We start from the raw sequence: 21,077 nt of genomic DNA on the forward strand, positions 1-21,077 counted from the left end.
AGCCCCTGGCGCTACAAAGTCCGCTCACGGGTCAAAGGGCCGAGACCGCCTCGACGTAACCGGGGTTGCCGATGCCGACCTGAGCCCAGACCGGGCGTGTCTCGTTGCCCTGGCGGTCGTACTGCTCGTCTGCGTCCCACAGCGTGATGATCTGCCCCGGAAACAGGTACTCGCAGTCGTTGAATTCGTGCGCGCCGGAGTCGTCCGCCGCAGCGATCAGCGAGAACAGCTCGCCAGCCGCCAGCGCAAATACATCCACACCCTGGTAGCGCGCGAGGTAGTGCTCGCACTGGGACAGACCGATGAACCAGATGAATCCCTGCTCGTCGCACTCGGTCTGGATCGCCGCCTGGCAGAAGTAATCCGTCTGCCCGTTGGACGATTCCAGCGGGAAACCCACGGCGGCCAGTGCGTCCCGCGCCATGGCCCGCGTGTCGCCAAGGCAGACCGGGCCAATGCCCAGGCGTGGGGAAATATCGAGGATGGGTAGAGTGGGCTTCATGCCGTGGAGCTCCCTGGGTACTGCTAGCGAGGGTAGAGCACGGGCAGCCAGTTCGCTGCCTTTTTCTGGCCAATAAGTGGCCTTTTGATGTTGATTGGCCAGAATGTCATTGCCGGGTTCCGTGGGGGTTATCGGGCGACCCGGTGCCCACTGCGGCATGTGGAAAATAAGTCTGTCCTCTTTTCGCATACGTGGCTAAACACCTCACGCATGCTTGGGTTCGCTAGATGCCCCGCCAGGGGCAGCAATCGGCCAATAGCGGACGAACATCTACAACGGCAAAACCCGGTCAGTGACGATGCGCTTCATCACCAACGTGGAGGTCAGACGCTGGACATTAGGTAAGGCTGACAACTGCTGATCGTAAAGTTGCTGAAAGGCCGGCAGGTCGCGAGTGATCACATGCAGAAGATAGTCAGGATCACCGAACAGTCTCTGCGCCTCAATCACCTGGGGAATTCCCTGAACCGCCGCCTCGAACTCGCTGACTGCACGGCTGGTGCCTTCGCGCATGGTGACGAATACCAGTGCTGAGAAGTTCAGGCCAAGAGCATCCGGTGCCAGATGCGCGCGGTAGCCCTGGATAACCCCGGCATCCTCCATGGCTCGCAATCGACGATGGCAGGGAGAGAGGCTTAGCCCTACTCGTTCGGCAAGCTCAGTTACAGATAGCCGCCCATCTGTTTGAAGCTCGGCAAGAATCTTGCGATCAATGCGATCCACCTGGAAGAAGCTCCCTAATTTCACCTTAGTTGCTGGAAGATTCGAAAGAAAATTCTACCAGCATCTCTCTATTCTTCCTCTCTCCCTGATCTGAATATCCTCAAGGCGAGAGACGACGCTATGCAACACCTGACCTCCGACAATCTGCCCACAGGTCGGCAATCGTGAGCCTTAGCTTGCTGGCAGCCTTCTGGGCAGTGTCATTCCTGTTTGTGATCACCCCAGGAATGGACTGGGCCTACATGATCTCTGCCGGAATGCGTGGCCGCAGAGTCATGGCCGCCGCAACGGGGCTCTTGTCGGGCCATTTTGCAGCGACGCTTGTCGTTGCTGCCGGCGTTGGCGGGTTACTGTCGCGCAGCCCAGGAACGCTCTCCGCCATCACCATGGTCGGCGCTGCCTACCTTCTATGGCTGGGCTTCAACATGGTGCGACACCCTCCGGTTCCGCAGTCAGACTCTATCGATCAGGAGGACTCCTGGACGAGTTGGGCCTTCAAGGGGTTTGGCATCAGCGGCCTCAATCCGAAGCTCTTTCTCCTGTTTTTGGCGTTGATGCCTCAATTCACCGATCCCCAAGGTGGCTGGCCAGTGTCACTGCAGATACTCGTCCTTGGGGCAGTGCATATCGTGAGCTGCACGACGATTTACCTTGCCGTGGGCTTCAGCGCCCAGGCCGTGCTTAAAACTCGGCCGATTGCCGCTCGATTCGTCAGCCGCTTCTCTGGAGTCGCGATGATCATCATCGCGGCCGTCCTGCTTTTCGAGCAGGCCAGCCCCTGAATGGAACCCCAAGCGAGTAGCCCATGAGTAAACAGACTCCTTCTCCGTATTCTTCGTCTCCCGTTGCCGCGCGAGTGCGTATTCCCCACCTTCAGGAAATGAAGGCACAGGGACGCAAATGGGCGATGCTCACCGCTTACGACCTGTACAGCGCAGAGATTTTCGAAGCCGCAGGCATACCGGTGCTTCTGGTCGGCGATTCAGCTGCAAATACCGTCTTCGGATATGAGTCGACTCTGACGGTGACAGTCGAAGAGTTGCTTCCCCTGGTACGCGCAGTCACCAACGCTACTCGCAGGTCGCTTGTCATCGCCGACCTGCCTTTCGGCTCTTACCAGGCATCTGCGGAACAGTGTTTCCACACCGCTGTTCGCTTCATGAAGGAAGGTGGTGCGCAGGCCGTCAAGCTGGAGGGTGGCCTCGAAATGGTGCCGCAGGTTCAAGCCCTGTCTCGTGCCGGAATTCCAGTCATGGCACACATCGGCTTCACTCCGCAGCATGAGCATCAGATTGGCGGTTATCGAGTCCAGGGTCGAGGTGAGCAAGCGGAACATCTGCTTGAAACGGCAAAGGCATTCGAGGCTGCCGGCGCCTTTGCACTGCTGATCGAAATGGTGCCCGGCGAAGTTGCCGCCGCTATTACGCAGGCGGCCACAATCCCCACTGTAGGCATCGGCGCGGGCAACCAATGCGACGCCCAGGTGCTGGTCTGGCAGGATATGGCGGGCCTGCGCACTGGGCGCCTTCCTCGCTTCGTCAAACAGTATGCGGGCATGCGCGGAGTGCTCAGCGAGGCGGCAAAGGCGTTCGCGGCGGATGTGGAAGCAGGCACCTTCCCAGGGCCGGAACATACCTTCTGACACCAAGAGAAGCGGGAGCAACGATGCGGAACGCCAGGCAACGAGCGATCGATGGATTGAGTAAGGGTGATCGGTTCACCGTCGTGCGGACATTCTCCGTGGAGGACATACAGCGTTTCGCGGACATCTCCCGTGACTACAACCCAGTACACGTCGACCTGCCTTATGCCCAGTTGAGGAGCTTTCGCGCGCCCATCTCTCACGGTTTGCTGACGGCAAGCCTGCTCACGGAAATTGGCGGGCAGATCGGCTGGCTGGCGACGGGCATGAGCTTCCAGTTCAAACGCCCGGTTTACGCTGGTGAGCAAATCACCTGCGTCTGGGAAATCACGGATATCGACGAGCGCGGCCGCGCTCGTGCATCCATTCAGATCACCAACCCGGACGGCGAAGTCGTGCTGCAAGCAGAAACCACCGGTGTGCTTCCCGGAGAAAATGAGCGAGCTCGCTTGCGGGAAATGGTGGCGGATGGCGACCCAACCAATGGTGTCTGTCCCTAGCTCGAATAATGTCCGCTATGGGTCGCTAGCCGACTCAAAGAGGCGCCGGTTCGAAACCCGGCGCCAACGTAGAGAAAAGGTCAAACCTCAGTCTGTTCCGCCATTTCTAGAGCGTCGTCCACCTCAATCCCGAGGTATCGAACAGTGCTCTCCAGTTTCGTATGGCCTAGCAGCAGTTGCACCGCCCGCAGGTTTTTCGTTCTGCGATAGATCAGCGATGCTTTGGTTCTACGAAGCGTATGGGTTCCGTAGAGCGTGGGGTCGAGACCGATTGTCGTTACCCAAGCTTTCACTATGCGGGCGTACTGCCTCGTGGATATGTGCGCTGAGTGTCGAGAACGACTGGGAAAAAGGAAATCGTCGTTGCGACGGCGAGCGGCATGGATCCAAGCTTCAACTGATGCTCTCGTCTGAGCGGTGATTTCGAACTGCACCGGCCGCTGGGTCTTCTGTTGCATGACGATTGCGCGCGTCGATACATGATCACCGTGAGCAATGTCTCTGACGCGCAGCTTCGTTAAATCGCAGGCTCGTAGCTTGCTGTCGATGGCGAGGTTGAACAGCGCCAGATCACGATCCTTGTTTGCGATTTCCAGTCGCACTCTGATAGCCCAAATGTCCCTGAGTCTCAGCGGAGCTTTCTGGCCGACCAGTTTGCCTTTGTTCCAAGGTTCGTGAGCTTTCGTTGTGTGTGCGACCATGATTCGTCCTCCACATGAGTGAAGGGAATAGGGTGCATCGCTTCTAGCTCCAGGAGGCTTCGGCCAAGCCCTATGGTCGGAGATGCTCTTAAAACACGCGTGCCGGATATTTCGTTCCCACCGCCGCTGACTCTCAGCGACTTCAGACTACTTTCAGATTCGCCGCTGATACTCCCCTCATCGAAAGACCCCTGGGGGGATCACCATGACCCAGCAAGAATGGAGCGGCCTGTTTCCATTCCACTTTGGCTCCATCGCCGAGCGACAAGCTCGACTGACCTTGCGCCGCGAGGGCGACTCCGACCGCGAGGAGCTTGAGACCTTCATCCATGCGCGTTTCGAGTCCATCCACCACGCTGACGTCCACCACTATCTGCCGGAGCTCATCGGGCTTCAGGACAGCCACGGGCGCTTGATCGCAGCCGCGGGCATTCGTCCGGCCAGTCACGGGCCGCTGTTTCTTGAGCACTACCTGGACGAGCCGCTGGAAAGTGTTGTGTCGCGGCTTGCAGGTCGTGCCGTCGGGCGTGAGCAGTTGGTCGAGGTAGGCAACCTTGCCGCCCTGAGCGCGGGTAGTGCGCGCGTGATCATCACCGCCGTGACCTGGTTGCTGGCTGCGCGTGACCTGCAGTGGGTCGCCTTTACCGGTGCCTCCACCCTGGTCAACAGCTTCCACCGATTGGGACTGGAGCCAACCGTGATCGCCGAAGCTGACCCCAGTCGCCTGAACGGCGAGCTAGCCAGCTGGGGCAGCTATTACGCGCAGCACCCCCTGGTCTACGCAGGAAACATCGGTTACGGCCATGACGAGCTGGAGCGCGCGGGTGTGTACAAGCGCATGGGTTTCCCAATGCTGCTACAGGAGGCCGGCCATGCCGCATGAACTGAACGCCTTTCGTGAGGTGCTGCAAACGCATGCCACGGAGAATGCCTCGAAAGCAGCTGTACGCGGAATCACTGGCAATGTCACCTATGCCCAGCTTTTGGGTGAAGTTGAACGTCGCGAAGCATGGCTGCGAGAGCAACCCGAAGGGCCATTTGCCCTCGCATTGGAGAACGGCCCTGACGCACTACTCTGGGATCTGGCCGCCCTCTTCGCTGAGCGCCCTTGCGTCATCCTGCCGCCCTTTTTCAGTGCCGCACAGCGCCTGCATTGCTTGATGCAGACCCAGGCGACGCTTGCCGTTGCCAACGACTCCTTCGTGGAAGCTCTGCGAGCAGCCGGCTTCACACCCGGCGAGCGCTTCTGGGAGCGGCCGGCCGTTGTCGACGCCGACTTGCCGGCAGGCACTGCCAAGATCACCTATACCTCCGGTAGCACCGGGTCGCCCAAGGGCGTATGCCTGAGCGCCTCTTCACTGCTGTGCGTTGCACAGGAGCTGGAAGCAGCGAGCCGTGCCGCTGAGCCCACGAAGTACCTCGCAGTGCTTCCGCTGGCCGTCCTGCTGGAGAACCTCGGTATTTATGCCGCCCTCCTGGCGGGGGCCAGCATCACGCTCTATCCGCAAGCGCAGATGGGTATCGGTGGCGCCAGTCAGGTCGACTGGAAACGCTTCCTCGGCACCATTGCACTCAGCGGCGCCGAGAGCCTGATTCTGGTGCCACAGCTCCTGCTTGGTCTGGTCACAGCCATCGAGCGCGGAATGATGAAGGTCGGCCCCCTGCGTTTCGTCGCAGTGGGGGGTGCCAAAGTTGCGAGCAGCTTGCTGGAGCGCGCCGAAGCAGTGGGCCTTCCGGTCTTCGAAGGTTACGGGCTCTCAGAATGCGCCTCCGTGGTTTGCCTGAACCGCCCTGGCGATAAACATCCAGGCAGCGTTGGCCGTCCCCTGCCGCACGTCCAGGTGCGTATCGCGGATGACGGGGAAGTGTTGGTTCGAGGTTCGCCCCTGCTGGGCTACCTAGGCGAACCTTCTTTCGACGGGGAATGGTGGCCAACCGGCGATCTCGGCCATTTCGACGCTGCTGGCTTCCTCTACCTGGCGGGCCGCAAAAAGAACCAGTTCATCACCAGCTTCGGTCGCAACGTGAATCCCGAGTGGATCGAGGCCGAGCTTTCCCAGACAGGCGTGATCCTCCAGGCCTTCGTCCACGGCGAGGGGCTGCCACGCAACTTCGCATTGCTCTGGCCCATCGACCCCAGCATCAGCGACGAAGTCATCGAGCAAGCCGTGCAGCAATGCAACGTCGGCTTACCCGATTACGCACAGGTTCATGCCTGGAGACGCCTACCCAGCCCGTTTAGCGGTGCTGACGGAACCCTTACCAGTAACGGCCGACCGCGCCGCCAGGAAATCCTCCGTCGCCACCAGCCCCTCATCACTGAACTCTCGCAATCCTGAGGTCTGCCATGAACTTCTTCGACACTCTCCAATCAGCCACCCCGCAGGAACGCCAGGCACTTTTCAGCGTTCCCGTCATTCGCGACGCCCTGGGTGGCGTTGTCAGCCTGGAGGGTTACATCGCCTTCCTCACCCAGGCCTATCACCACGTTCGCCATACCGTTCCACTGATGATGGCGTGCGGCGCTCGCCTTCCCAGCCGTCTTGAATGGTTGCGCAGTGCAGTCTGCGAATACATCGAGGAGGAGTACGGCCACGAGCAATGGATTCTCAATGACATTGCAGCCTGCGGTGGTGACGCGGAGCTGGTGCGCAACAGCCGCCCCAGTCTGCCGATCGAGCTGATGGTGGCCTTCCTCTATGACCTGATTGCCCGCGACAATCCTGTCGGTCTGTTCGGCATGGTCAACGTCCTCGAAGGCACCAGCATTGCCCTCGCCACGCAGGCCGCCGGCAGCATCCAGCAAGGACTTGGTCTACCGCCGACGGCATTCAGCTACCTGAGCTCCCACGGCGCGCTCGACCAGGATCACATGGCGACCTATCGCGAGTTGATGAACCGCCTGGATCGTCCGGAAGATCAAGAGGCGGTGATTCATTCCGCCAAGGTCGTCTACCAGCTGTACACCGAGATGTTCCAAGGCCTGCCGCGAGCCCACCAGCCAGAGGTGCAGCATGCGCTTGCGTGAGTCGGTGGTGGTATTGACCGGTGCCAGCGGCGGCATTGGTCTGGAACTGGCCAGCCAGCTGTGTGCTGGCGGCGCACGAGTGCTGGCCATCAGCCGACACCTTGGCGGTCTGGCGGTGCTCATGAACCGCTATCCCCATCAGTTGCGCTGGCACTCTGCTGACCTTCGTACCAGGAGTGGCCGGCAGGAGGTCGCCACCGCGGCCTGGGCCATGGGCGGGGTGAACGTGCTGATCAATGCTGCAGGTGTGAACCGCTTCGCCCTGCTTGAGCAGATCGATGAGGACACCCTGGACGACCTGCTGGATCTCAACATCAAGGCCCCCCTGCAGCTGACCCGCCTGCTGCTGCCATTGTTGCGCGAGCAGCCTCATGCGTTGGTGGTCAACGTCGGCTCCATCTACGGCTCCATCGGCTATCCCGGCTACGCGACCTATAGCGCCAGCAAGTTCGCCCTGCGCGGATTCTCCGAGGCGCTTCGACGCGAATTGGCAGATACCACGGTCGACGTTCTCTACGCGGCGCCACGTGCCACCCGTACATCGATGAACACTTCAGCCGCCACTGCGCTCAACCAGGCGCTGAAAGTAGGGATGGATGATCCGGTCGATGTCGCGCGGGCAGTACTTGATGCGGTGCAACACCAACGCAACGAGCTGTACCTGGGATGGCCGGAAAAACTCTTCGTGCGCCTCAACGGCATGCTGCCCGGCGTGGTCGACCGCGCGTTGCGCAAGCAGCTCCCACTGATCCGCCGTTACAGCGATGCCAACGCCAAGGAGCACAGCAAATGAAACGCCTGATACTCGCCAGCCTCATTGCCTTCTCTCCGCTTACCTGGGCGCTCGATCAGGCTGGCAGCCAGCACCTCAGCGCGATCCAGCAACGTTGGGCGCAAATCCAGTACCAGATGCCTGAGGCGCAACGCGCAGCCGCTTTCGAAAAGCTGGCGGGCGACGCAGAGGCCTTCACCCGCGAGCAGCCCCAGGCTGCGGAAGCCTGGATCTGGAACGGGATCGTCACCAGCAGTTGGGCCGGCGCCACAGGCGGGCTTGGCGCGCTGGGCAAGGTCAAGGCTGCCCGGGCGAGCCTGGAGAAGGCCCTGACTCTCGATCCAAACGCTCTGCAGGGGTCGGCTTATACCAGCCTCGGCGCACTGTATGACCGAGTGCCTGGCTGGCCCATCGGGTTCGGTGACTCGGACAAGGCAGATGAGCTGCTGCGCAAGGCGCTGCGGTTGAATCCGGAAGGCATCGACAGCAATTACTTCTGGGGTGATCATCTTTATCGCCAAGGGCATTACGTCGAAGCGCGTGCGGCTTTGCAGAAAGCACTGCAGGCAGAGCCACGGCCCGGCCGTGAGCTGGCCGACCAGGGCCGGCGCGGCGAAATCGATGCTTTACTCAAGACGATCAAGGACAAGCAGGACTAAGCATGCGGCTGCTGGTAGTCGAAGACGATCCCGCTCTGGGGGAAGGTATCTGCAACGGATTGCGTCAGGAGGGTTACACCATCGACTGGCTGCAGGACGGGGTGAGTGCATTGCACGCCTTGCAGCAGGAGACTTTCGATCTCGTCGTGCTGGATCTGGGACTTCCGCGCCTGGATGGCATCGAGGTGCTGCGCCGGTTGCGTGCTGGGGGCGATGCGGTGCCCGTGTTGATCCTGACTGCCCGTGACGCGACCGATGATCGCATCGCGGGTCTCGATGCCGGCGCCGACGACTACCTGGTCAAACCTTTCGACCTCAACGAGCTGAAAGCTCGTCTGCGTGCGCTCCTTCGACGTAGCGCAGGTCGCGCCAAGGTGCTGATTGAGCATGCAGGGGTGACACTCGACCCGGCCACTCGGCAAGTCAGCTACCAGGGACATCCAGTCGTGCTGACCCCGAAAGAGTACCGGCTGCTCCATGAACTGCTGTCCCAACCCGGCAAGGTCTTCACCCGCGAGCGGCTCACTCAGCTCCTCTACGGATGGGATGAAGAGCCCGAGAGCAACACACTGGAAGTGAACATCTACCACCTGCGCAAGAAACTCTTCAACGATCTGATCCGCACCGTTCGCGGCATCGGTTATCTGGTGGAAGGAAAAGCATGAGCTCGTTGCGCCAACGCACGCTTTGGCGAGTCATGCTGCTGTTGCTGGTCGGTACCAGTCTGCTTGCGCTCTACAACTATCACGACAGCAGCCACGAGATCGACGAGATCTACGACGCCCATCTGGCGCAAAACGCGCGCCTCTTGCAAGGCGTCATGAGCATGCCGCTGGACGACAAGGATCGCCATGCGTTGTACCTGGCATTCAATGAAGCCCTGAGTCAGGCGGGCAAGCATCGCGTCGGTCATCCCTACGAAAGCAAGCTCGCCTTCCAGGTGTGGCGCATCAACGGTGAAGTCCTGGTACATACGGTCAGTGCCCCGAGCTTCACTCGTCCTCTGTCCAAGCCCGGCTTTTCCAACATCATGGTGGGGGAGCAGCAATGGCGCAGCTTCGTGCTTCCCGTGCCAGAGCGCCAGTTGGTGATCTGGGTCGGTGAGCGCAACGATGTGCGCGACGATCTGATCGGTCGCATCGTCCGCCACACCCTGTTTCCCTTCCTGATCGGCAGTCTCGCGTTAGCGCTGCTGGTGTGGCTGGCCATCGGCTGGGGGCTGCAACCGCTGCAGAACATGGCACGTGTCATCCGAGCGCGGCACGCAGAGTCGCTGGAGCCACTGCAACTCGTGCCTCTGCCCCGGGAGCTGGAACCCATGCAGGCGGCGCTTAATCGTCTGCTCGGGCAAATCGATGAATTGCTGCGTCGAGAACACCGATTCATTGCCGACGCTGCCCATGAGATGCGGACTCCTCTGGCAATCCTTCGCCTGCATGCGCAGAACGCGCTTGAAGCCAGAAGCGATGCTGAGCGAGATAATGCCCTGGAGTTTCTGGTCGGCGGTGTGGATCGTCTCAGTCGAGTGGTCAATCAGCTACTGACCATGGCGAGGATCGAGCCGCGACTAGGGCAACGCAACTGGGTGGCAGTGGATGCCGCCGCAGTGGCGACGGAAACATTGGCGGAGATGACACCCTGGATATTGGATCAGGGCCAAGAGCCGTCTCTGGAGATCACCGAGGGCAACTATCAGCTTCAAAGTGATGCAGGAGCCCTCGGCATTGCCCTGCAAAACCTAGTGGCCAACGCAGTGAATCACTCACCAACTGGCGGTCGAATCAACGTCACGCTGCACCGTAAAGGCAACGCCATCGTATTCAATGTCGAAGATCAGGGCCCTGGCATCGACAAAGACGACCTCGACCGTGTCTTCGAGCGTTTTTACAGCAAAGGCTCTGAAAACGGCGCCGGACTGGGCCTGTCCATTGTGGCGATGATCATGGAGCGGCTTGGGGGCAGTGTGCAGTTGAGCAATCTACCCTCCGGCGGGCTTCGGGCAACGCTAAGACTCATACCTGCATCCTAGACTGCGATTGGTCGGAAGCTGGCTCTCTCCAGAGGCGGCAAGCGGCGATTAGCGGGCAATCAAATCCAGGATGCTTGCACCTTACATATGGAAATTCGTATATTCGATTTTCCATATGTAAGGTGAAGCCATGATCACTCCTCCCGAAGTCTTCAAGAGCCTGGCCGACGAGACCCGTGTTCGCGCCACCCTGCTCATCGCCAGCCTGGGCGAGCTCTGCGTCTGCGAGCTGATGTGCGCGCTGGACGACAGCCAGCCGAAGATAAGTCGCCACCTGGCGCAATTGCGCAGCAGTGGTCTGCTGCTGGATCGCCGCCAAGGCCAGTGGGTGTATTACCGCCTCAACCCCGAGCTGCCTGCCTGGGTGCATGAGATGCTGCAGGTCACCCTGCAGGCCAACGCGCAATGGTTGGCCGACAACACCCTCCGCCTGCAGAACATGGATGGCCGCCCCGTCCGTGACGCCGCCTGCTGCTGATCCCTTCGAGCGAGTCCTCCATGCTGGTCGCTGTTGCTGTCTTCGTCTTCACCCTCGTTCTGGTCATCTGGCAACCCAAGGGCCTAGGTGTCGGCTGGAGTGCCGCGCTGGGAGCGATCATCGCCCTGGCCGCCGGCGCGGTTTCGCTGCACGACATCCCGACCGTGTGGGCCATCGTCTGGAACGCCACCGCCACCTTCATCGCCGTCATCATCATCAGCCTGCTGCTGGACGAGGCCGGCTTCTTCGAGTGGGCCGCTTTGCACGTGGCGCGCTGGGCGAATGGCAGCGGCTACCGGCTGTTTGCCTTCTGCATACTGCTCGGCGCTGCTGTCTCGGCGCTATTCGCCAACGATGGCGCAGCGCTGATCCTCACCCCCATCGTCATGTCGATGCTGCTCGCCCTGCGCTTCTCGCCCGCAGCGACCCTGGCCTTCGTCATGGCTGCCGGTTTCATCGCCGACACAGCGAGCCTGCCGCTGGTAGTCTCCAACCTGGTAAACATCGTCTCGGCCGATTACTTCGGCCTGGGCTTCGCCGAGTACGCTTCGGTGATGGTGCCGGTGAACCTCGCCAGTGTCGCCGCCACCCTGCTGGTGCTGTTCCTGTTCTTCCGTCGCGACATCCCGAGGCAATACGCGCTCGATGCGCTGAAGGAGCCAAAGGCGGCGATCCACGACCGCGCCACCTTCATCGTCGGCTGGTGGACGTTGCTGGTGCTGCTGGTCGGCCTGTTCGCCCTGGAGCCGCTGGGCATCCCGGTGAGTGCCGTGGCTGCTGTCTGTGCGGCCATCCTGTTTGCCGTCGCCGCTCGCGGGCACCGCATCTCCACCCGCCGCGTGCTGCGCGAAGCGCCCTGGCAGGTTGTGATCTTCTCCCTCGGCATGTACCTGGTTGTGTACGGCCTGAAGAATGCCGGCCTCACGGACTTTCTCACCCACCTGCTCGACCGCCTTGCCGAACAGGGCTTGTGGAGCGCTGCCATCGGTACCGGCCTGCTCTCGGCGCTGCTGTCATCGGTGATGAACAACATGCCCAGCGTGCTGGTCGGCGCGCTGTCGATCCAGGCCAGCGGTGCGGAAGGCCTGGTGCGCGAGGCGATGATCTACGCCAACGTGATCGGCTGTGACCTCGGCCCGAAGATCACCCCCATCGGCAGCCTCGCCACGCTGCTCTGGCTGCATGTGCTGGAGCGTAAAGGCATGCGCATCACCTGGGGCTACTACTTCAAGGTCGGCATCCTGCTGACCCTGCCCGTCCTGCTGATCACCCTTTCGGCCCTGGCGCTGCGCCTGAGCCTCTGACGTCCGCGTTGAGCGGAGGAGACCTCCATGCGAGTCCTGTTCATGTGCACGGCCAACAGCTGCCGCAGCATCCTCTCTGAAGCGCTGTTCAACCACCTGGCGCCGGACGGCTTCGAGGCGGTCAGCTCCGGCAGCTTCCCCAAAGGCCAGGTGCTGCCGCGCAGCCTCACCACCCTGCAGCAGGCTGGCATTTCCATCTCGGGCTTGAGCAGCAAAGGTAATGACGCGTTCGAAGGCAATCCGCCGGACATCGTCATCACCGTCTGCGACAAGGCCGCCGGCGAAGCCTGCCCGGTGTACTTCGGCCCGGCGCTGAAATCCCACTGGGGGCTGGAAGACCCATCTGATGTGGTGGGGGAAGAAGCTGCAATCGACGCCGCCTTCCGCGCCACGCTGGCTCGCATCGAACAGCGCTGCCGGGCTTTCTTCGCCCTTTCTTTTGCCACCCTCGGTCGCGACGAGCTCAAGCGCGAGCTGGATCGCATCGGTGCTCTCTGAGCAGGAGGAACCATGTCCGAGCAACTGCCCAACCTCGACCTTTCGCTGTTCGACCTGCCGCCAGCGGCAACCCGCACCAGTGAGCACAAGCCACGCATCCTGCTGCTCTATGGATCTACGCGCGAACGCTCCTTCAGCCGCCTGCTGGTGGAGGAAGCCGCGCGCCTGCTGGAGCACTTCGGCGCCGAGACGCGCATCTTCAATCCTTCGGGCCTGCCGCTACCTGACGATGTGCCGGTAGAGCACCCCAAGGTGCAGGAGCTGCGCGATCTGGTGCAGTGGTCGGAAGGCCAGGTGTGGTGCTCGCCGGAACGCCATGGCGCCCTGTCTGCGGTGTTCAAGGCGCAGATCGACTGGATTCCCCTGGCGCTCGGCGCCGTGCGCCCCACCCAGGGCAAGACGCTCGCTGTGATGCAGGTCTGCGGCGGCTCGCAGTCGTTCAACGTAGTCAACCAGCTGCGCGTACTCGGCCGCTGGATGCGCATGTTCACCATCCCCAACCAGTCCTCGGTGCCCAAGGCCTACCTGGAGTTCGACGACGCGGGGCGCATGAAGCCTTCGGCGTATTACGACCGTGTGGTGGACGTGATGGAGGAACTGGTGAAGTTCACCCTGCTGCTGCGCGATCGCCAGGACTTCCTGGTGGATCGTTATTCGGAGCGCAAGGAGAGCGCCGAGCAGCTTTCCGCCCGCGTGAATCAGCGTTCGATCTGAGGTCGCCATGCCCATCGAAATCAGACAGGCACGCCCTGAAGACGCGCCGGCAATCCAGCTCATCTACTCCCCCATAGTGGCGAATACGGCAATCTCCTTCGAGGAGATGCCGCCGACCATCGAGGAGATGCGGCAGCGCATCGTCACGACCTTGCAGACGTACCCTTACCTCGTCGCGATGCGTGATGGACGCCTGGTTGGCTACGCCTACGCCAGCCAGCACAGAGCGCGTGCCGCATACCGATGGGCAGTGGATGTGACCGTCTACATCGCAGAGGGTGAGCGTCGTGCTGGAGTGGGCCGCAGCCTCTATGCCGGGCTGCTTCCCCTGCTCGCCAAGCAGGGATTCAACGCGGCCTATGCCGGTATTGCGCTACCCAACGCCGGTAGCGTGGGCCTGCATGAGCGGCTCGGATTCCGGCACATCGGCACCTTCCCGCAGGTAGGCTTCAAGCTGGGCCAATGGCACGACGTTGGCTATTGGCGACTGGAGCTTGGTGAACCGGGCAACTCGCCCGAGAATCCGCGTCGATACTGCGACGTTGTGGGGAAGTAACAGCACTGGGCGTGCAATCCTGCCCCACTACGTGAGGGCCGGCCTCTAAGAGCCGGCCCTTTGGGCGTCGCTATAAAAGCAATCAGTCATCATTCTTCGTGGACGAATCCACTGCGTTACTCAGACCTTTGTTGTTGTGGGTGCCAGGCGTCGTGGAAGAGATGGCTGTCGCCTTGGAAAGACCACGAGTGTCCTTGGAGTGCGCGACACCCGAGGTAGTCGAGCCATGGCCGCTATCGTCATTGCGGGCGCTGCCGTAATGGTTGCCGCTCAGGCCATGATCACGAGTGGCCTTACCAGCGTGCTCGCCACCGTCGTTCGCACCATTGCTCTTGGCGCCGTGCACACCAGAATTGCCATCAGACTTACCACCCGAATGACCGGCGCTGTTGCCACCACCGTGGCCGCCACCGTTTCCTCCGCCGTTGCCACCACCATTACCACCGCCACCACCGTTGCCCTTGGCATAGACCGAACCAACCGGAGAGAGGTCGGCGGGCAGCATTGCTGTGGCACCCAGTGCGAAGGCACAGACTGCTGCAACAACCAGGGATTTCTTCATAGTAGAGACGCCTCCAGGGGTGATGTTGAGTTAGTTCTGAGACAACACTGCAGCCCCCGTGGTTCGTAGCCTCCCGACGAAATGCTGGCACTGAGGTGCCGGCTTGTTCACTTCGGTTTCACATCTGAACGGCTACGCTCAACCTCTACTGAATGCACCACAAGGAGTTGTGCAAATGTTCAAGCTCAACACGCTGCTTTCGGCCGCCCTGGGCGTTGCGCTGATCAGCTCGGCCCCTGCTTTGTTGGCTGACCCTGGCAAGGGGAAAGGGCATGGCCAGGGTGGACAGCATGGCAACCAAGGGCAAGGTGGCGGGAACAACTGGCAAGGGGGCCCTTCGATCGACATCGGCGGCGTACAGGTCATCCTCAACGACAACCGCAACTACTGGAATCCTGGCGCATCGCTACCGCCGGGAATCCAGAAGAACCTCGCCCGTGGCAAGCCGTTACCACCAGGTATCGCGAAGAAACTCGACGGCCGACTGGTCGGTCGCCTACCTCATTACGACGGCTATGAATGGCAGCAGGCGGGTACCGACCTGCTTCTGGTGACCATTGCCACCGGCGTCATCTATGAAGTGCTGCACAACGTGCTGGATTGAGTATCTGTGTTGATAGCGCAACTGGTGAACAGTAATGCGCTTCAGGGTCATCTACGTGAGTAATGCGCAGCATGGTTGACTACGAGATTCGCCGGCTCAACTTCCGTCACCTCCTGGATCGCACCTACGGGGTAAACGCCCCAGGTGCGCAGAGCCGAGCTGCTGAAAAGCTCGGCAAAAATCCGACCCTGATATCACGATGCTTATGGCCAACGTCCAAGCAGGGTTTCAGACGGATCGATGAGGACTTGGCCAGGCAGATCGAGATCGCTTTTGCTCTACCTGCTTACTCGTTGGACTCGTTGGAGAAGGGACAGGCCAGTGGCCTTCATGTGCGGGAGCCTTTGGCTTTAGGAGCTTCGCATGACGACCATCCGGGCAAACACATTTTGGCCGCCGAGCACGCAACCCTCGATGAAGTGCGCAAGCTCTGTGAGTTGATCCTGAGCGGCTTATCTCCGGATATGCAGACAGCCATCATTGCCGGCGCAGAACATCTCACCGTTCCGATAAAGGCCGCCCAGCTCAAGGTGCTAATGGAGTTGACTGGCAGCACCGCCAGCTATCCAGACAAGCGCTGAGCGTCCATGTGAAACGTCCGCTATGGGTCGATAGCTGCCCGAGGTTGCGGTCCACTTAGGATTGGTGTTGACCTTCCAGGCAGATAGAGTCGAACCCTTGATACTATTTTTTCGGAGCGTCGCGATGTGCTCGTATGAGCGGCTTTCGCGGAAAGAAAGCTAGTGTCATTCCTGTCTGGATCTTCGCTTTCTACAGGTAAAGACGCTACGTCGAAGGTGGGTGTTCAGGAGAGCACTCGGCCCCTCACGGGATGTATTTGCGGGCGGCATTACTGATGCGCGTCGTCCGGCAGCAGTTCTTCGCGCAGAACTCGGACGCAGGGCGGCGCGGCGATGACGAGTCGCACTTGCTGGTCCTGCACTCTGCCGATTCGGATCACCAGCTTTTGGCTGCGCAGTTGGCGGATGAGTTCTTCGTCGGAGCATTCCGGGTCGACGAAGAGGTGAATGGCTTCGAAGATGTTGCGGCTCAACAGCAGGTTTCCCATGAGGACTCACTTGCTCGGTGGCGGGTGGGGCTGGGTGATGGATTGGCTGCTGCGGCATCGCTGCGCTGGCATCGGTCATGGCAATGATGGCAACATCCGGGCTCCCGCTTTCGCCGCTGCCTTCGTGCAGCCGGCTTCTGACCAGGGAAGGCAATCACGCCCGGTGGCGTGGCCGGGCTTCAAACCCTCTAAAACAGTGCTTTGAAGCGTTGCTATACGTTCCAATGCCACTGTTTTCGCCGATTTGATGTCCCATTCCGTAGCTTTTCGTGCCACTGATTTCGACACATTTTCGACAGTCCACGCACTAGCATTGCATTGGTATGCTGGCTGCTTTATGATCAACTCATGCCAAGACTAGGAGCAGCTCCAGTCACAAATGGCCTCTACAGTCGTCTAGTCTCCTGTTTACGTTTGTGTTGCCCTTTAGGCCTGATGTCTAAAGGGCTTCACAAATAGTAAAACCTCCTCCCCGCTCCCCGCTCCCCGCTCCCCGCTCTCGCTCGTTTACTCATTTCCTATGCCTCCCGTTCGTCGCCGCTCGCCGCCTTGTTTCGTCTTACCTCCTCACACACGTCCTTTTATTCCGTTCTGGTATCACCCGTATGGGGCAATCGTGTCTTCGCCCTCATTCCTTTTCTTTGAACCTACTATCTGCGGCGCCTTAACCGACGTCCATTCGTTGCTGTTGGCTACGGACTAGGTTCCATATACGATGGAGTCATGGATTTTTTCGGTAGATGAAATATGAAGAAGAGACCTTTAGAAGATCTTTTTTTTGCAATGTACAGGGGGAAACAGAGTTTCGAGCACTTTGCTAATGGCTCTGTAGGAAGTTTATATGAGTCGGCGACGGTGAACGGGCGGGTCGTATATAAAGCCGATAAAGAACTGCGTGCGTATCACAGGTTTCTGAATAAATTTTTGTTCGAAAGACTTCCGGTTGTTGATGATGTTGTGTTTTCTTACCGGAAGGGTGTTAATGCTGTTGATGCTGTCGAGAAACATGCGGAAAGTAAGTTTTACTTCCAAACTGATTTGAAGGATTTTTTTGGCAGTCTGAATAGGTCTGATGTTAGGCGGACCCTAGGTTGGGCAGTAGATACCTGTGTCGTTTCAGATTTAGATATTTGGATTGAGAGAATTCTGGAGTTGGTTACTATTGGTGATTCGTTGCCGATGGGGTTCTCTACTTCCCCAGCTATTAGCAATGCATGCCTGTACTCTCTGGATCTGATTTTGACTGCGCATTGTCTGGATAATGGCGTTATATATACCCGCTACGCAGATGACCTGATTTTTTCCTCGTCCAACGAGCAGGCCCTTGATCCTTTGTTCGGCGTCGTGTGTCGTACCCTGGAGTCTGAGTTTTTTGGACGGCTGGGTATAAATACAGGGAAGACAAAATATACAAGGAAGGGCGGAAAAATTAAGCTGTTGGGGCTTAATGTTCTTCCGAATGGAAGAGTTACTGTGGATATGCGGTATAAAAAGGATATCGAGGTCCGTCTTTTTTATTACGTAAAAGACAGGGCTAGATTTTTGAAGATCATGGACGCGGCGGATGATGAAAAAGCTATCAAGAAGTTTTCTGGTTTAATAAATTACGTAAATACGGTTGATCCTGCTTACCTTGATAAGCTGCGTAAAAAATATGGATCAACAATCGTCGATATGTTTATTCATAAATCACCGAAGCTCTAGATATGAATCTTCAAATAGAGATAAATAATATTCAGCATATTGGTTATGCCAGTCTTGATGTTGACTTAAATGCAAGTGGGATTACTTGTATAGTCGGGAAGAATGGGGTGGGTAAGACCACTCTGATTAAGGCTATCTTGAATTTGAAGTCTGCCGACACATTTTCTAGGACCGCTTCGCCTGGAATATTTAAGGCTGATAGTTCAATGCGCTGTACCTATGGGGGCGATGCATATGAGTTTTCTTTTGACTCGAATATAAATGACCTGAATAGTCGGTCGCCTATTCCTGAAGAGTTAAAGGCTGCAATTGATGTTGAGTTGCCCATGCCTTTTGGTCAGCGGTTTAATAATTTTCAAAATATCATGAGCGCAGATATGGATATAAGGACTGCGCTGATATTGGGTGAGTATGAAGTTCCGGTGGAGTTGATTGGCTTCTTGAATGATATTTATCAGTCTAATAAGTTTGATGGGCTGGTAGAGGTGGCTGCAAAGGGTGGAAGTTATTACTGCATACCATTGGATGATGATCGATATGTTCGTGAGGATCATCTCAGTTCGGGGGAGTTCTTCTTAATTAGTTTATATAGGAAGATTAAAAGTCGTAGCAAACTTATTGTTATTGATGAAATTGATATTTCCCTTGATGCTGCGGCGCAGGCCCATCTAATTGATTGGCTGCGGCGCTTTTGCGCAGCAGAGCAGGTAAAGGTTGTTTTCACTACTCACTCGCTAGCACTGATGAGGACTTTGAAGGGCGGCGAATTGTTCTATATGAGGGATGATGGAGGGAGGGTTGATATCGTTCCCTCGTCCTATAATTATATTAAAAGTGTTCTTTTTGGGTTTAAAGGTTGGGATAAATATATTCTGACAGAGGATGCTATGTTGAAGTCTCTGTTGGAGTATGTTCTGACGAATTATTGTTCCGGCCTGTTCTTTTCTTATCAGATTATCCATGTTGGTGGTGGGAGTAATGTGGTTGATCTGATGCGCCAAAACTCCATCGAAGGATTTTTTTCGGCGCCCGAAAATGTCATTTCGGTGCTAGATGGGGACCAAGCGGAATTTCGGCATGCTAGACGGCCGAATGTGCATTGCATTCCATTCTTGAGCGTTGAGAAAGCAATTTTTGAAGAGTACAGGGCTGGGAGATTTTTGCCGGGAGTGGAAAATGATCCTCGCTTTGATACGCCCAAGAATTTTTGCTCGGCAATAGGTCGAGATCGACATGCAACTGAAGCGGATATAATTAAGTATCTGTGTGATAGTTTTCCGGCGGAAGTGCGTGGTTTTGCGCAAATACTTAGTAATTTTCTTAGTTGATGGTATATGGCTTTGGGTGGGTATTGTTGCTTCGGATAGTGAACCAAATTTATTGCTATGCCTTCAACGCGAAGCTGGTTCCTCGGTGCGGGCCAGTGATAGGTGATTGAGCAGCAAGATGGACGCCAACGCAATTTATATGTCTTTTCGGCGTTTGGGGCGGCGCTGGCTAAGGGAGTTAAAGGCAATCGTCGTCTATAGGATTGCCGTTTAGCCCCGCCCTTTGCTGAACCAGCGCAGTGCCACCTTCCTGGTTAGCTCTATCCCGCGCTGGGTTTGGCTAATTTGGCAGCGACATCCTCGTAGTCGGGGCTTGTCTGCCCGATCTCCGGGGCGGTGTTGCCGCTAGCAAGCCACAGTGCGTATTGGGGATAGATTTTCACCAGTACGTCAATTTCCTCCGTGCTTACCCGAATTGCCCCTTTGCTGACGCTCTTCCAGCGTTCGTAGTCGCCTCCGTGGAGACTGACTTTCTTCGGGCCAATCTGCTTGATCAATAGCCGAGCTCTATCGGCAGACGTGCTCATATAGAAATTTTTCCAGAGAAATAGTTGCTCCACCGCATCTCATGGGGTAATAATTCCTCCGAGCAATTATTCCCCTGGCCGCGCATGGCTAATGACACGAATAGTGACGGAACGAGCATGGAACTGGAAGAGCTGAACCCCGGCGCCCTGGTAGGGCCGCAGCAGGACGTGGAGTCGATAGAGCATTGGGCTGAGCGCAACGGTATCGCTTATGGCATCGCCCGAGCCTGGGTGTATCGGGGCGTTCTGCCTTCCGTGAAGTTCGGCAAGTTCCGCATGGTCAACAGCGCTTTGCTCCGGAGCTGGTTGCTGGAGCAGGAGTGGACGGCATGAACGACCGAATGGGAGAACGACTGTGAGCAAGGAGAAATGGAGTCTGGACCTGTGCGGCATCGCCACCTTCGCGGAGATGTGCAGCGTGTCCTACGACGAGGCAGCCCAGTGGGCGGAAGACGGCACTGTTCCGAGCATCCAGATGGGGTGCTTCCGCATGATCAACCTCGCACGCTTCCGCGATGACATGGAGCGCGGCAAGGCCACCTTCGGTGCGGGGGACTACAGCAATGAATAGCCAATGTCCCGTCCTCGATGCCGAAAGCGCCCTGCCTTACTTGGGGAAGACCGTGCTCGTTGAGTTGGCCTGGGAACAGGACCCCGAATCGCTCTGGTGCTGTATGCACATCGTGGGCATCGTCCTGCCGCTGGCCGGTATCCAGGAAGAGCCGTATTTCCTGGTCAAACATGTCGCTGGTGACGAGCCATTTCCCAACGAGATGTTCTGGTCAAACGTGCGCACGATTCGGGTGATGCGGTACCGCGACCGGCACGGTTCCGGCAACGTACTGGGCCGCGTCACCCACCCTGACGACTCGCGCTCAAGGGCCGCGCTCCCGGATCGTCGGAACAGCCCCACCGTTCCGTCGAACGGAAGCACGGGCGGAGCGAACCCTTGAACGCATGCCCTTCATCAGCCTCGGCCGGTGAGCGTGGGGCAGCTTCTCCGCCCCGCGCTCCCGAGCCCTCGGCGGCAAGAGCGGGATGACAAGGGCAGCGCCCTTGGTGTGTGTTTGTGGCGTCAGCCATCAATGGAATTGATGGCCCGTAGGACGAGCTTTTGGCGTCGAGTGCCAATACGTTGCTATTCGTTCCAATGCGTCTAGGACGGGCTTCTAGCCAT

The 21,077-nt window shown here is 58.4% G+C and carries 27 protein-coding genes and 1 pseudogene; 22 read left to right on the plus strand and 6 right to left on the minus strand.

What is annotated here, in order from left to right:
• Nucleotides 1-31: 31 nt before the first annotated feature.
• Entirely contained in the window at nucleotides 32-502 is a 471-nt protein-coding gene (locus IB273_RS25260; protein ID WP_081515723.1) for a hypothetical protein, read from the minus strand.
• A 270-nt stretch (nucleotides 503-772) separates the two neighbouring features.
• On the minus strand, nucleotides 773-1,225 hold the full coding sequence (locus IB273_RS25265; protein WP_192225288.1) for an Lrp/AsnC family transcriptional regulator: 453 nt from the start codon (nucleotides 1,223-1,225) through the stop codon (nucleotides 773-775).
• A 164-nt stretch (nucleotides 1,226-1,389) separates the two neighbouring features.
• On the opposite strand from IB273_RS25265, the gene IB273_RS25270 reads away from it, so the two are divergent.
• Genes IB273_RS25270 through IB273_RS25280 form a run of 3 tightly spaced genes read left to right on the plus strand, consistent with a single transcriptional unit; the run spans nucleotide 1,390 to nucleotide 3,367 of the window.
• Nucleotides 1,390-2,007, plus strand: a complete 618-nt coding sequence (locus IB273_RS25270) for a LysE family translocator (RefSeq protein WP_192209998.1) — start codon at nucleotides 1,390-1,392, stop codon at nucleotides 2,005-2,007.
• Between the two features lie 23 nt (nucleotides 2,008-2,030).
• Nucleotides 2,031-2,867 carry a 3-methyl-2-oxobutanoate hydroxymethyltransferase gene (gene panB / locus IB273_RS25275; RefSeq protein WP_192209997.1) on the plus strand — a complete coding sequence of 279 codons (837 nt, stop codon included), beginning with the start codon at nucleotides 2,031-2,033 and terminating at the stop codon, nucleotides 2,865-2,867.
• Between the two features lie 23 nt (nucleotides 2,868-2,890).
• Nucleotides 2,891-3,367 carry a MaoC family dehydratase gene (locus IB273_RS25280; protein WP_192209996.1) on the plus strand — a complete coding sequence of 159 codons (477 nt, stop codon included), beginning with the start codon at nucleotides 2,891-2,893 and terminating at the stop codon, nucleotides 3,365-3,367.
• A gap of 80 nt (nucleotides 3,368-3,447) precedes the next feature.
• Here the strand turns inward: IB273_RS25280 and IB273_RS25285 are convergent, their stop codons facing one another.
• A complete protein-coding gene (locus tag IB273_RS25285) occupies nucleotides 3,448-4,068 on the minus strand; it encodes a tyrosine-type recombinase/integrase (RefSeq protein ID WP_192225289.1) in 621 nt (206 codons plus the stop codon).
• Nucleotides 4,069-4,273: 205 nt separating this feature from the next.
• Here IB273_RS25285 and IB273_RS25290 point away from each other — a divergent pair, with 205 nt between their 5' ends.
• From IB273_RS25290 to IB273_RS25345, 12 genes are all read left to right on the plus strand, one after another.
• A complete protein-coding gene (locus tag IB273_RS25290; RefSeq protein WP_192225290.1) occupies nucleotides 4,274-4,951 on the plus strand; it encodes a thermostable hemolysin in 678 nt (225 codons plus the stop codon).
• Complete coding sequence (locus IB273_RS25295; protein WP_192225291.1) at nucleotides 4,941-6,407, plus strand: AMP-binding protein; 1,467 nt, start codon at nucleotides 4,941-4,943, stop codon at nucleotides 6,405-6,407. The genes IB273_RS25290 and IB273_RS25295 overlap by 11 nt, the downstream gene beginning before the upstream one ends.
• Nucleotides 6,408-6,415: 8 nt before the next feature.
• Nucleotides 6,416-7,096, plus strand: coding sequence for a TenA family transcriptional regulator (locus IB273_RS25300; RefSeq protein ID WP_192225292.1), 681 nt, complete (start codon nucleotides 6,416-6,418; stop codon nucleotides 7,094-7,096).
• Nucleotides 7,083-7,889, plus strand: coding sequence for an SDR family oxidoreductase (locus IB273_RS25305; RefSeq protein WP_192225293.1), 807 nt, complete (start codon nucleotides 7,083-7,085; stop codon nucleotides 7,887-7,889). Before IB273_RS25300 ends, IB273_RS25305 begins: the two co-directional genes overlap by 14 nt.
• Nucleotides 7,886-8,527 (plus strand): tetratricopeptide repeat protein, encoded by a 642-nt coding sequence (locus IB273_RS25310; protein ID WP_192225294.1) that lies wholly within the window; start codon nucleotides 7,886-7,888, stop codon nucleotides 8,525-8,527. The genes IB273_RS25305 and IB273_RS25310 overlap by 4 nt, the downstream gene beginning before the upstream one ends.
• A gap of 2 nt (nucleotides 8,528-8,529) precedes the next feature.
• On the plus strand, nucleotides 8,530-9,192 hold the full coding sequence (locus tag IB273_RS25315; RefSeq protein ID WP_192225295.1) for a response regulator transcription factor: 663 nt from the start codon (nucleotides 8,530-8,532) through the stop codon (nucleotides 9,190-9,192).
• A complete protein-coding gene (locus tag IB273_RS25320; RefSeq protein ID WP_192225296.1) occupies nucleotides 9,189-10,556 on the plus strand; it encodes an ATP-binding protein in 1,368 nt (455 codons plus the stop codon). Before IB273_RS25315 ends, IB273_RS25320 begins: the two co-directional genes overlap by 4 nt.
• Nucleotides 10,557-10,686: 130 nt before the next feature.
• Nucleotides 10,687-11,034 carry a metalloregulator ArsR/SmtB family transcription factor gene (locus IB273_RS25325; RefSeq protein WP_192225297.1) on the plus strand — a complete coding sequence of 116 codons (348 nt, stop codon included), beginning with the start codon at nucleotides 10,687-10,689 and terminating at the stop codon, nucleotides 11,032-11,034.
• A gap of 20 nt (nucleotides 11,035-11,054) precedes the next feature.
• Nucleotides 11,055-12,338, plus strand: coding sequence for an arsenic transporter (locus IB273_RS25330; protein ID WP_192225298.1), 1,284 nt, complete (start codon nucleotides 11,055-11,057; stop codon nucleotides 12,336-12,338).
• Between the two features lie 27 nt (nucleotides 12,339-12,365).
• Complete coding sequence (locus IB273_RS25335) at nucleotides 12,366-12,836, plus strand: arsenate reductase ArsC (RefSeq protein ID WP_192225299.1); 471 nt, start codon at nucleotides 12,366-12,368, stop codon at nucleotides 12,834-12,836.
• 12 nt (nucleotides 12,837-12,848) lie between these two features.
• Nucleotides 12,849-13,550, plus strand: coding sequence for an arsenical resistance protein ArsH (arsH, locus tag IB273_RS25340; RefSeq protein WP_192225300.1), 702 nt, complete (start codon nucleotides 12,849-12,851; stop codon nucleotides 13,548-13,550).
• A gap of 7 nt (nucleotides 13,551-13,557) precedes the next feature.
• Nucleotides 13,558-14,106, plus strand: a complete 549-nt coding sequence (locus IB273_RS25345; RefSeq protein ID WP_192225301.1) for an arsinothricin resistance N-acetyltransferase ArsN1 family B — start codon at nucleotides 13,558-13,560, stop codon at nucleotides 14,104-14,106.
• An 82-nt stretch (nucleotides 14,107-14,188) separates the two neighbouring features.
• On the opposite strand, the pseudogene IB273_RS32015 reads toward IB273_RS25345, so the two are convergent.
• Nucleotides 14,189-14,338 (minus strand): annotated as a pseudogene (locus tag IB273_RS32015) (hypothetical protein); the annotation flags it as partial.
• Nucleotides 14,339-14,843: 505 nt separating this feature from the next.
• Here IB273_RS32015 and IB273_RS25355 point away from each other — a divergent pair.
• On the plus strand, nucleotides 14,844-15,272 hold the full coding sequence (locus IB273_RS25355) for an anti-virulence regulator CigR family protein (protein WP_192225303.1): 429 nt from the start codon (nucleotides 14,844-14,846) through the stop codon (nucleotides 15,270-15,272).
• Between the two features lie 71 nt (nucleotides 15,273-15,343).
• Nucleotides 15,344-15,853, plus strand: a complete 510-nt coding sequence (locus IB273_RS25360) for a hypothetical protein (protein ID WP_192225304.1) — start codon at nucleotides 15,344-15,346, stop codon at nucleotides 15,851-15,853.
• A 269-nt stretch (nucleotides 15,854-16,122) separates the two neighbouring features.
• On the opposite strand, the gene IB273_RS25365 is transcribed toward IB273_RS25360, so the two are convergent.
• Nucleotides 16,123-16,341, minus strand: a complete 219-nt coding sequence (locus tag IB273_RS25365; RefSeq protein ID WP_192225305.1) for a carbon storage regulator — start codon at nucleotides 16,339-16,341, stop codon at nucleotides 16,123-16,125.
• Between the two features lie 747 nt (nucleotides 16,342-17,088).
• Between IB273_RS25365 and IB273_RS25370 the strand changes: the two genes are divergently transcribed.
• Nucleotides 17,089-18,045, plus strand: a complete 957-nt coding sequence (locus IB273_RS25370) for a reverse transcriptase domain-containing protein (RefSeq protein ID WP_192225306.1) — start codon at nucleotides 17,089-17,091, stop codon at nucleotides 18,043-18,045.
• 2 nt (nucleotides 18,046-18,047) lie between these two features.
• Nucleotides 18,048-19,373 carry an ATP-dependent nuclease gene (locus IB273_RS25375; protein ID WP_192225307.1) on the plus strand — a complete coding sequence of 442 codons (1,326 nt, stop codon included), beginning with the start codon at nucleotides 18,048-18,050 and terminating at the stop codon, nucleotides 19,371-19,373.
• Between the two features lie 260 nt (nucleotides 19,374-19,633).
• Here IB273_RS25375 and IB273_RS25380 read toward each other — a convergent pair whose 3' ends face one another.
• Nucleotides 19,634-19,870, minus strand: coding sequence for a DNA-binding protein (locus tag IB273_RS25380; RefSeq protein WP_412548097.1), 237 nt, complete (start codon nucleotides 19,868-19,870; stop codon nucleotides 19,634-19,636).
• 147 nt (nucleotides 19,871-20,017) lie between these two features.
• On the opposite strand from IB273_RS25380, the gene IB273_RS25385 reads away from it, so the two are divergent.
• The 3 genes from IB273_RS25385 to IB273_RS25395 are packed head-to-tail and all read left to right on the plus strand — an operon-like array spanning nucleotide 20,018 to nucleotide 20,853.
• On the plus strand, nucleotides 20,018-20,233 hold the full coding sequence (locus IB273_RS25385) for a DNA-binding protein (RefSeq protein ID WP_138212403.1): 216 nt from the start codon (nucleotides 20,018-20,020) through the stop codon (nucleotides 20,231-20,233).
• Between the two features lie 22 nt (nucleotides 20,234-20,255).
• Nucleotides 20,256-20,471, plus strand: coding sequence for a hypothetical protein (locus IB273_RS25390; RefSeq protein ID WP_192225309.1), 216 nt, complete (start codon nucleotides 20,256-20,258; stop codon nucleotides 20,469-20,471).
• Nucleotides 20,464-20,853 (plus strand): hypothetical protein, encoded by a 390-nt coding sequence (locus IB273_RS25395; RefSeq protein WP_089034871.1) that lies wholly within the window; start codon nucleotides 20,464-20,466, stop codon nucleotides 20,851-20,853. Before IB273_RS25390 ends, IB273_RS25395 begins: the two co-directional genes overlap by 8 nt.
• Nucleotides 20,854-21,077: the final 224 nt, after the last annotated feature.

It is taken from the genome of Pseudomonas sp. PDM19, assembly GCF_014852215.1.
GTDB lineage: Bacteria > Pseudomonadota > Gammaproteobacteria > Pseudomonadales > Pseudomonadaceae > Pseudomonas.

What these genes read in the sequence shown, in the direction of transcription:
- IB273_RS25260 (WP_081515723.1), bottom strand. Translation starts at nt 502, where the DNA reads ATGAAGCCCACTCTACCCATCCTCGATATTTCCCCACGCCTGGGCATT.
- panB (WP_192209997.1), top strand. Translation starts at nt 2,031, where the DNA reads ATGAGTAAACAGACTCCTTCTCCGTATTCTTCGTCTCCCGTTGCCGCG.
- IB273_RS25280 (WP_192209996.1), top strand. Translation starts at nt 2,891, where the DNA reads ATGCGGAACGCCAGGCAACGAGCGATCGATGGATTGAGTAAGGGTGAT.
- IB273_RS25285 (WP_192225289.1), bottom strand. Translation starts at nt 4,068, where the DNA reads ATGGTCGCACACACAACGAAAGCTCACGAACCTTGGAACAAAGGCAAA.
- IB273_RS25290 (WP_192225290.1), top strand. Translation starts at nt 4,274, where the DNA reads ATGACCCAGCAAGAATGGAGCGGCCTGTTTCCATTCCACTTTGGCTCC.
- IB273_RS25295 (WP_192225291.1), top strand. Translation starts at nt 4,941, where the DNA reads ATGCCGCATGAACTGAACGCCTTTCGTGAGGTGCTGCAAACGCATGCC.
- IB273_RS25300 (WP_192225292.1), top strand. Translation starts at nt 6,416, where the DNA reads ATGAACTTCTTCGACACTCTCCAATCAGCCACCCCGCAGGAACGCCAG.
- IB273_RS25305 (WP_192225293.1), top strand. Translation starts at nt 7,083, where the DNA reads ATGCGCTTGCGTGAGTCGGTGGTGGTATTGACCGGTGCCAGCGGCGGC.
- IB273_RS25310 (WP_192225294.1), top strand. Translation starts at nt 7,886, where the DNA reads ATGAAACGCCTGATACTCGCCAGCCTCATTGCCTTCTCTCCGCTTACC.
- IB273_RS25315 (WP_192225295.1), top strand. Translation starts at nt 8,530, where the DNA reads ATGCGGCTGCTGGTAGTCGAAGACGATCCCGCTCTGGGGGAAGGTATC.
- IB273_RS25320 (WP_192225296.1), top strand. Translation starts at nt 9,189, where the DNA reads ATGAGCTCGTTGCGCCAACGCACGCTTTGGCGAGTCATGCTGCTGTTG.
- IB273_RS25325 (WP_192225297.1), top strand. Translation starts at nt 10,687, where the DNA reads ATGATCACTCCTCCCGAAGTCTTCAAGAGCCTGGCCGACGAGACCCGT.
- IB273_RS25330 (WP_192225298.1), top strand. Translation starts at nt 11,055, where the DNA reads ATGCTGGTCGCTGTTGCTGTCTTCGTCTTCACCCTCGTTCTGGTCATC.
- IB273_RS25335 (WP_192225299.1), top strand. Translation starts at nt 12,366, where the DNA reads ATGCGAGTCCTGTTCATGTGCACGGCCAACAGCTGCCGCAGCATCCTC.
- arsH (WP_192225300.1), top strand. Translation starts at nt 12,849, where the DNA reads ATGTCCGAGCAACTGCCCAACCTCGACCTTTCGCTGTTCGACCTGCCG.
- IB273_RS25345 (WP_192225301.1), top strand. Translation starts at nt 13,558, where the DNA reads ATGCCCATCGAAATCAGACAGGCACGCCCTGAAGACGCGCCGGCAATC.
- IB273_RS25355 (WP_192225303.1), top strand. Translation starts at nt 14,844, where the DNA reads ATGTTCAAGCTCAACACGCTGCTTTCGGCCGCCCTGGGCGTTGCGCTG.
- IB273_RS25360 (WP_192225304.1), top strand. Translation starts at nt 15,344, where the DNA reads ATGGTTGACTACGAGATTCGCCGGCTCAACTTCCGTCACCTCCTGGAT.
- IB273_RS25365 (WP_192225305.1), bottom strand. Translation starts at nt 16,341, where the DNA reads ATGGGAAACCTGCTGTTGAGCCGCAACATCTTCGAAGCCATTCACCTC.
- IB273_RS25370 (WP_192225306.1), top strand. Translation starts at nt 17,089, where the DNA reads ATGAAGAAGAGACCTTTAGAAGATCTTTTTTTTGCAATGTACAGGGGG.
- IB273_RS25375 (WP_192225307.1), top strand. Translation starts at nt 18,048, where the DNA reads ATGAATCTTCAAATAGAGATAAATAATATTCAGCATATTGGTTATGCC.
- IB273_RS25385 (WP_138212403.1), top strand. Translation starts at nt 20,018, where the DNA reads ATGGAACTGGAAGAGCTGAACCCCGGCGCCCTGGTAGGGCCGCAGCAG.
- IB273_RS25395 (WP_089034871.1), top strand. Translation starts at nt 20,464, where the DNA reads ATGAATAGCCAATGTCCCGTCCTCGATGCCGAAAGCGCCCTGCCTTAC.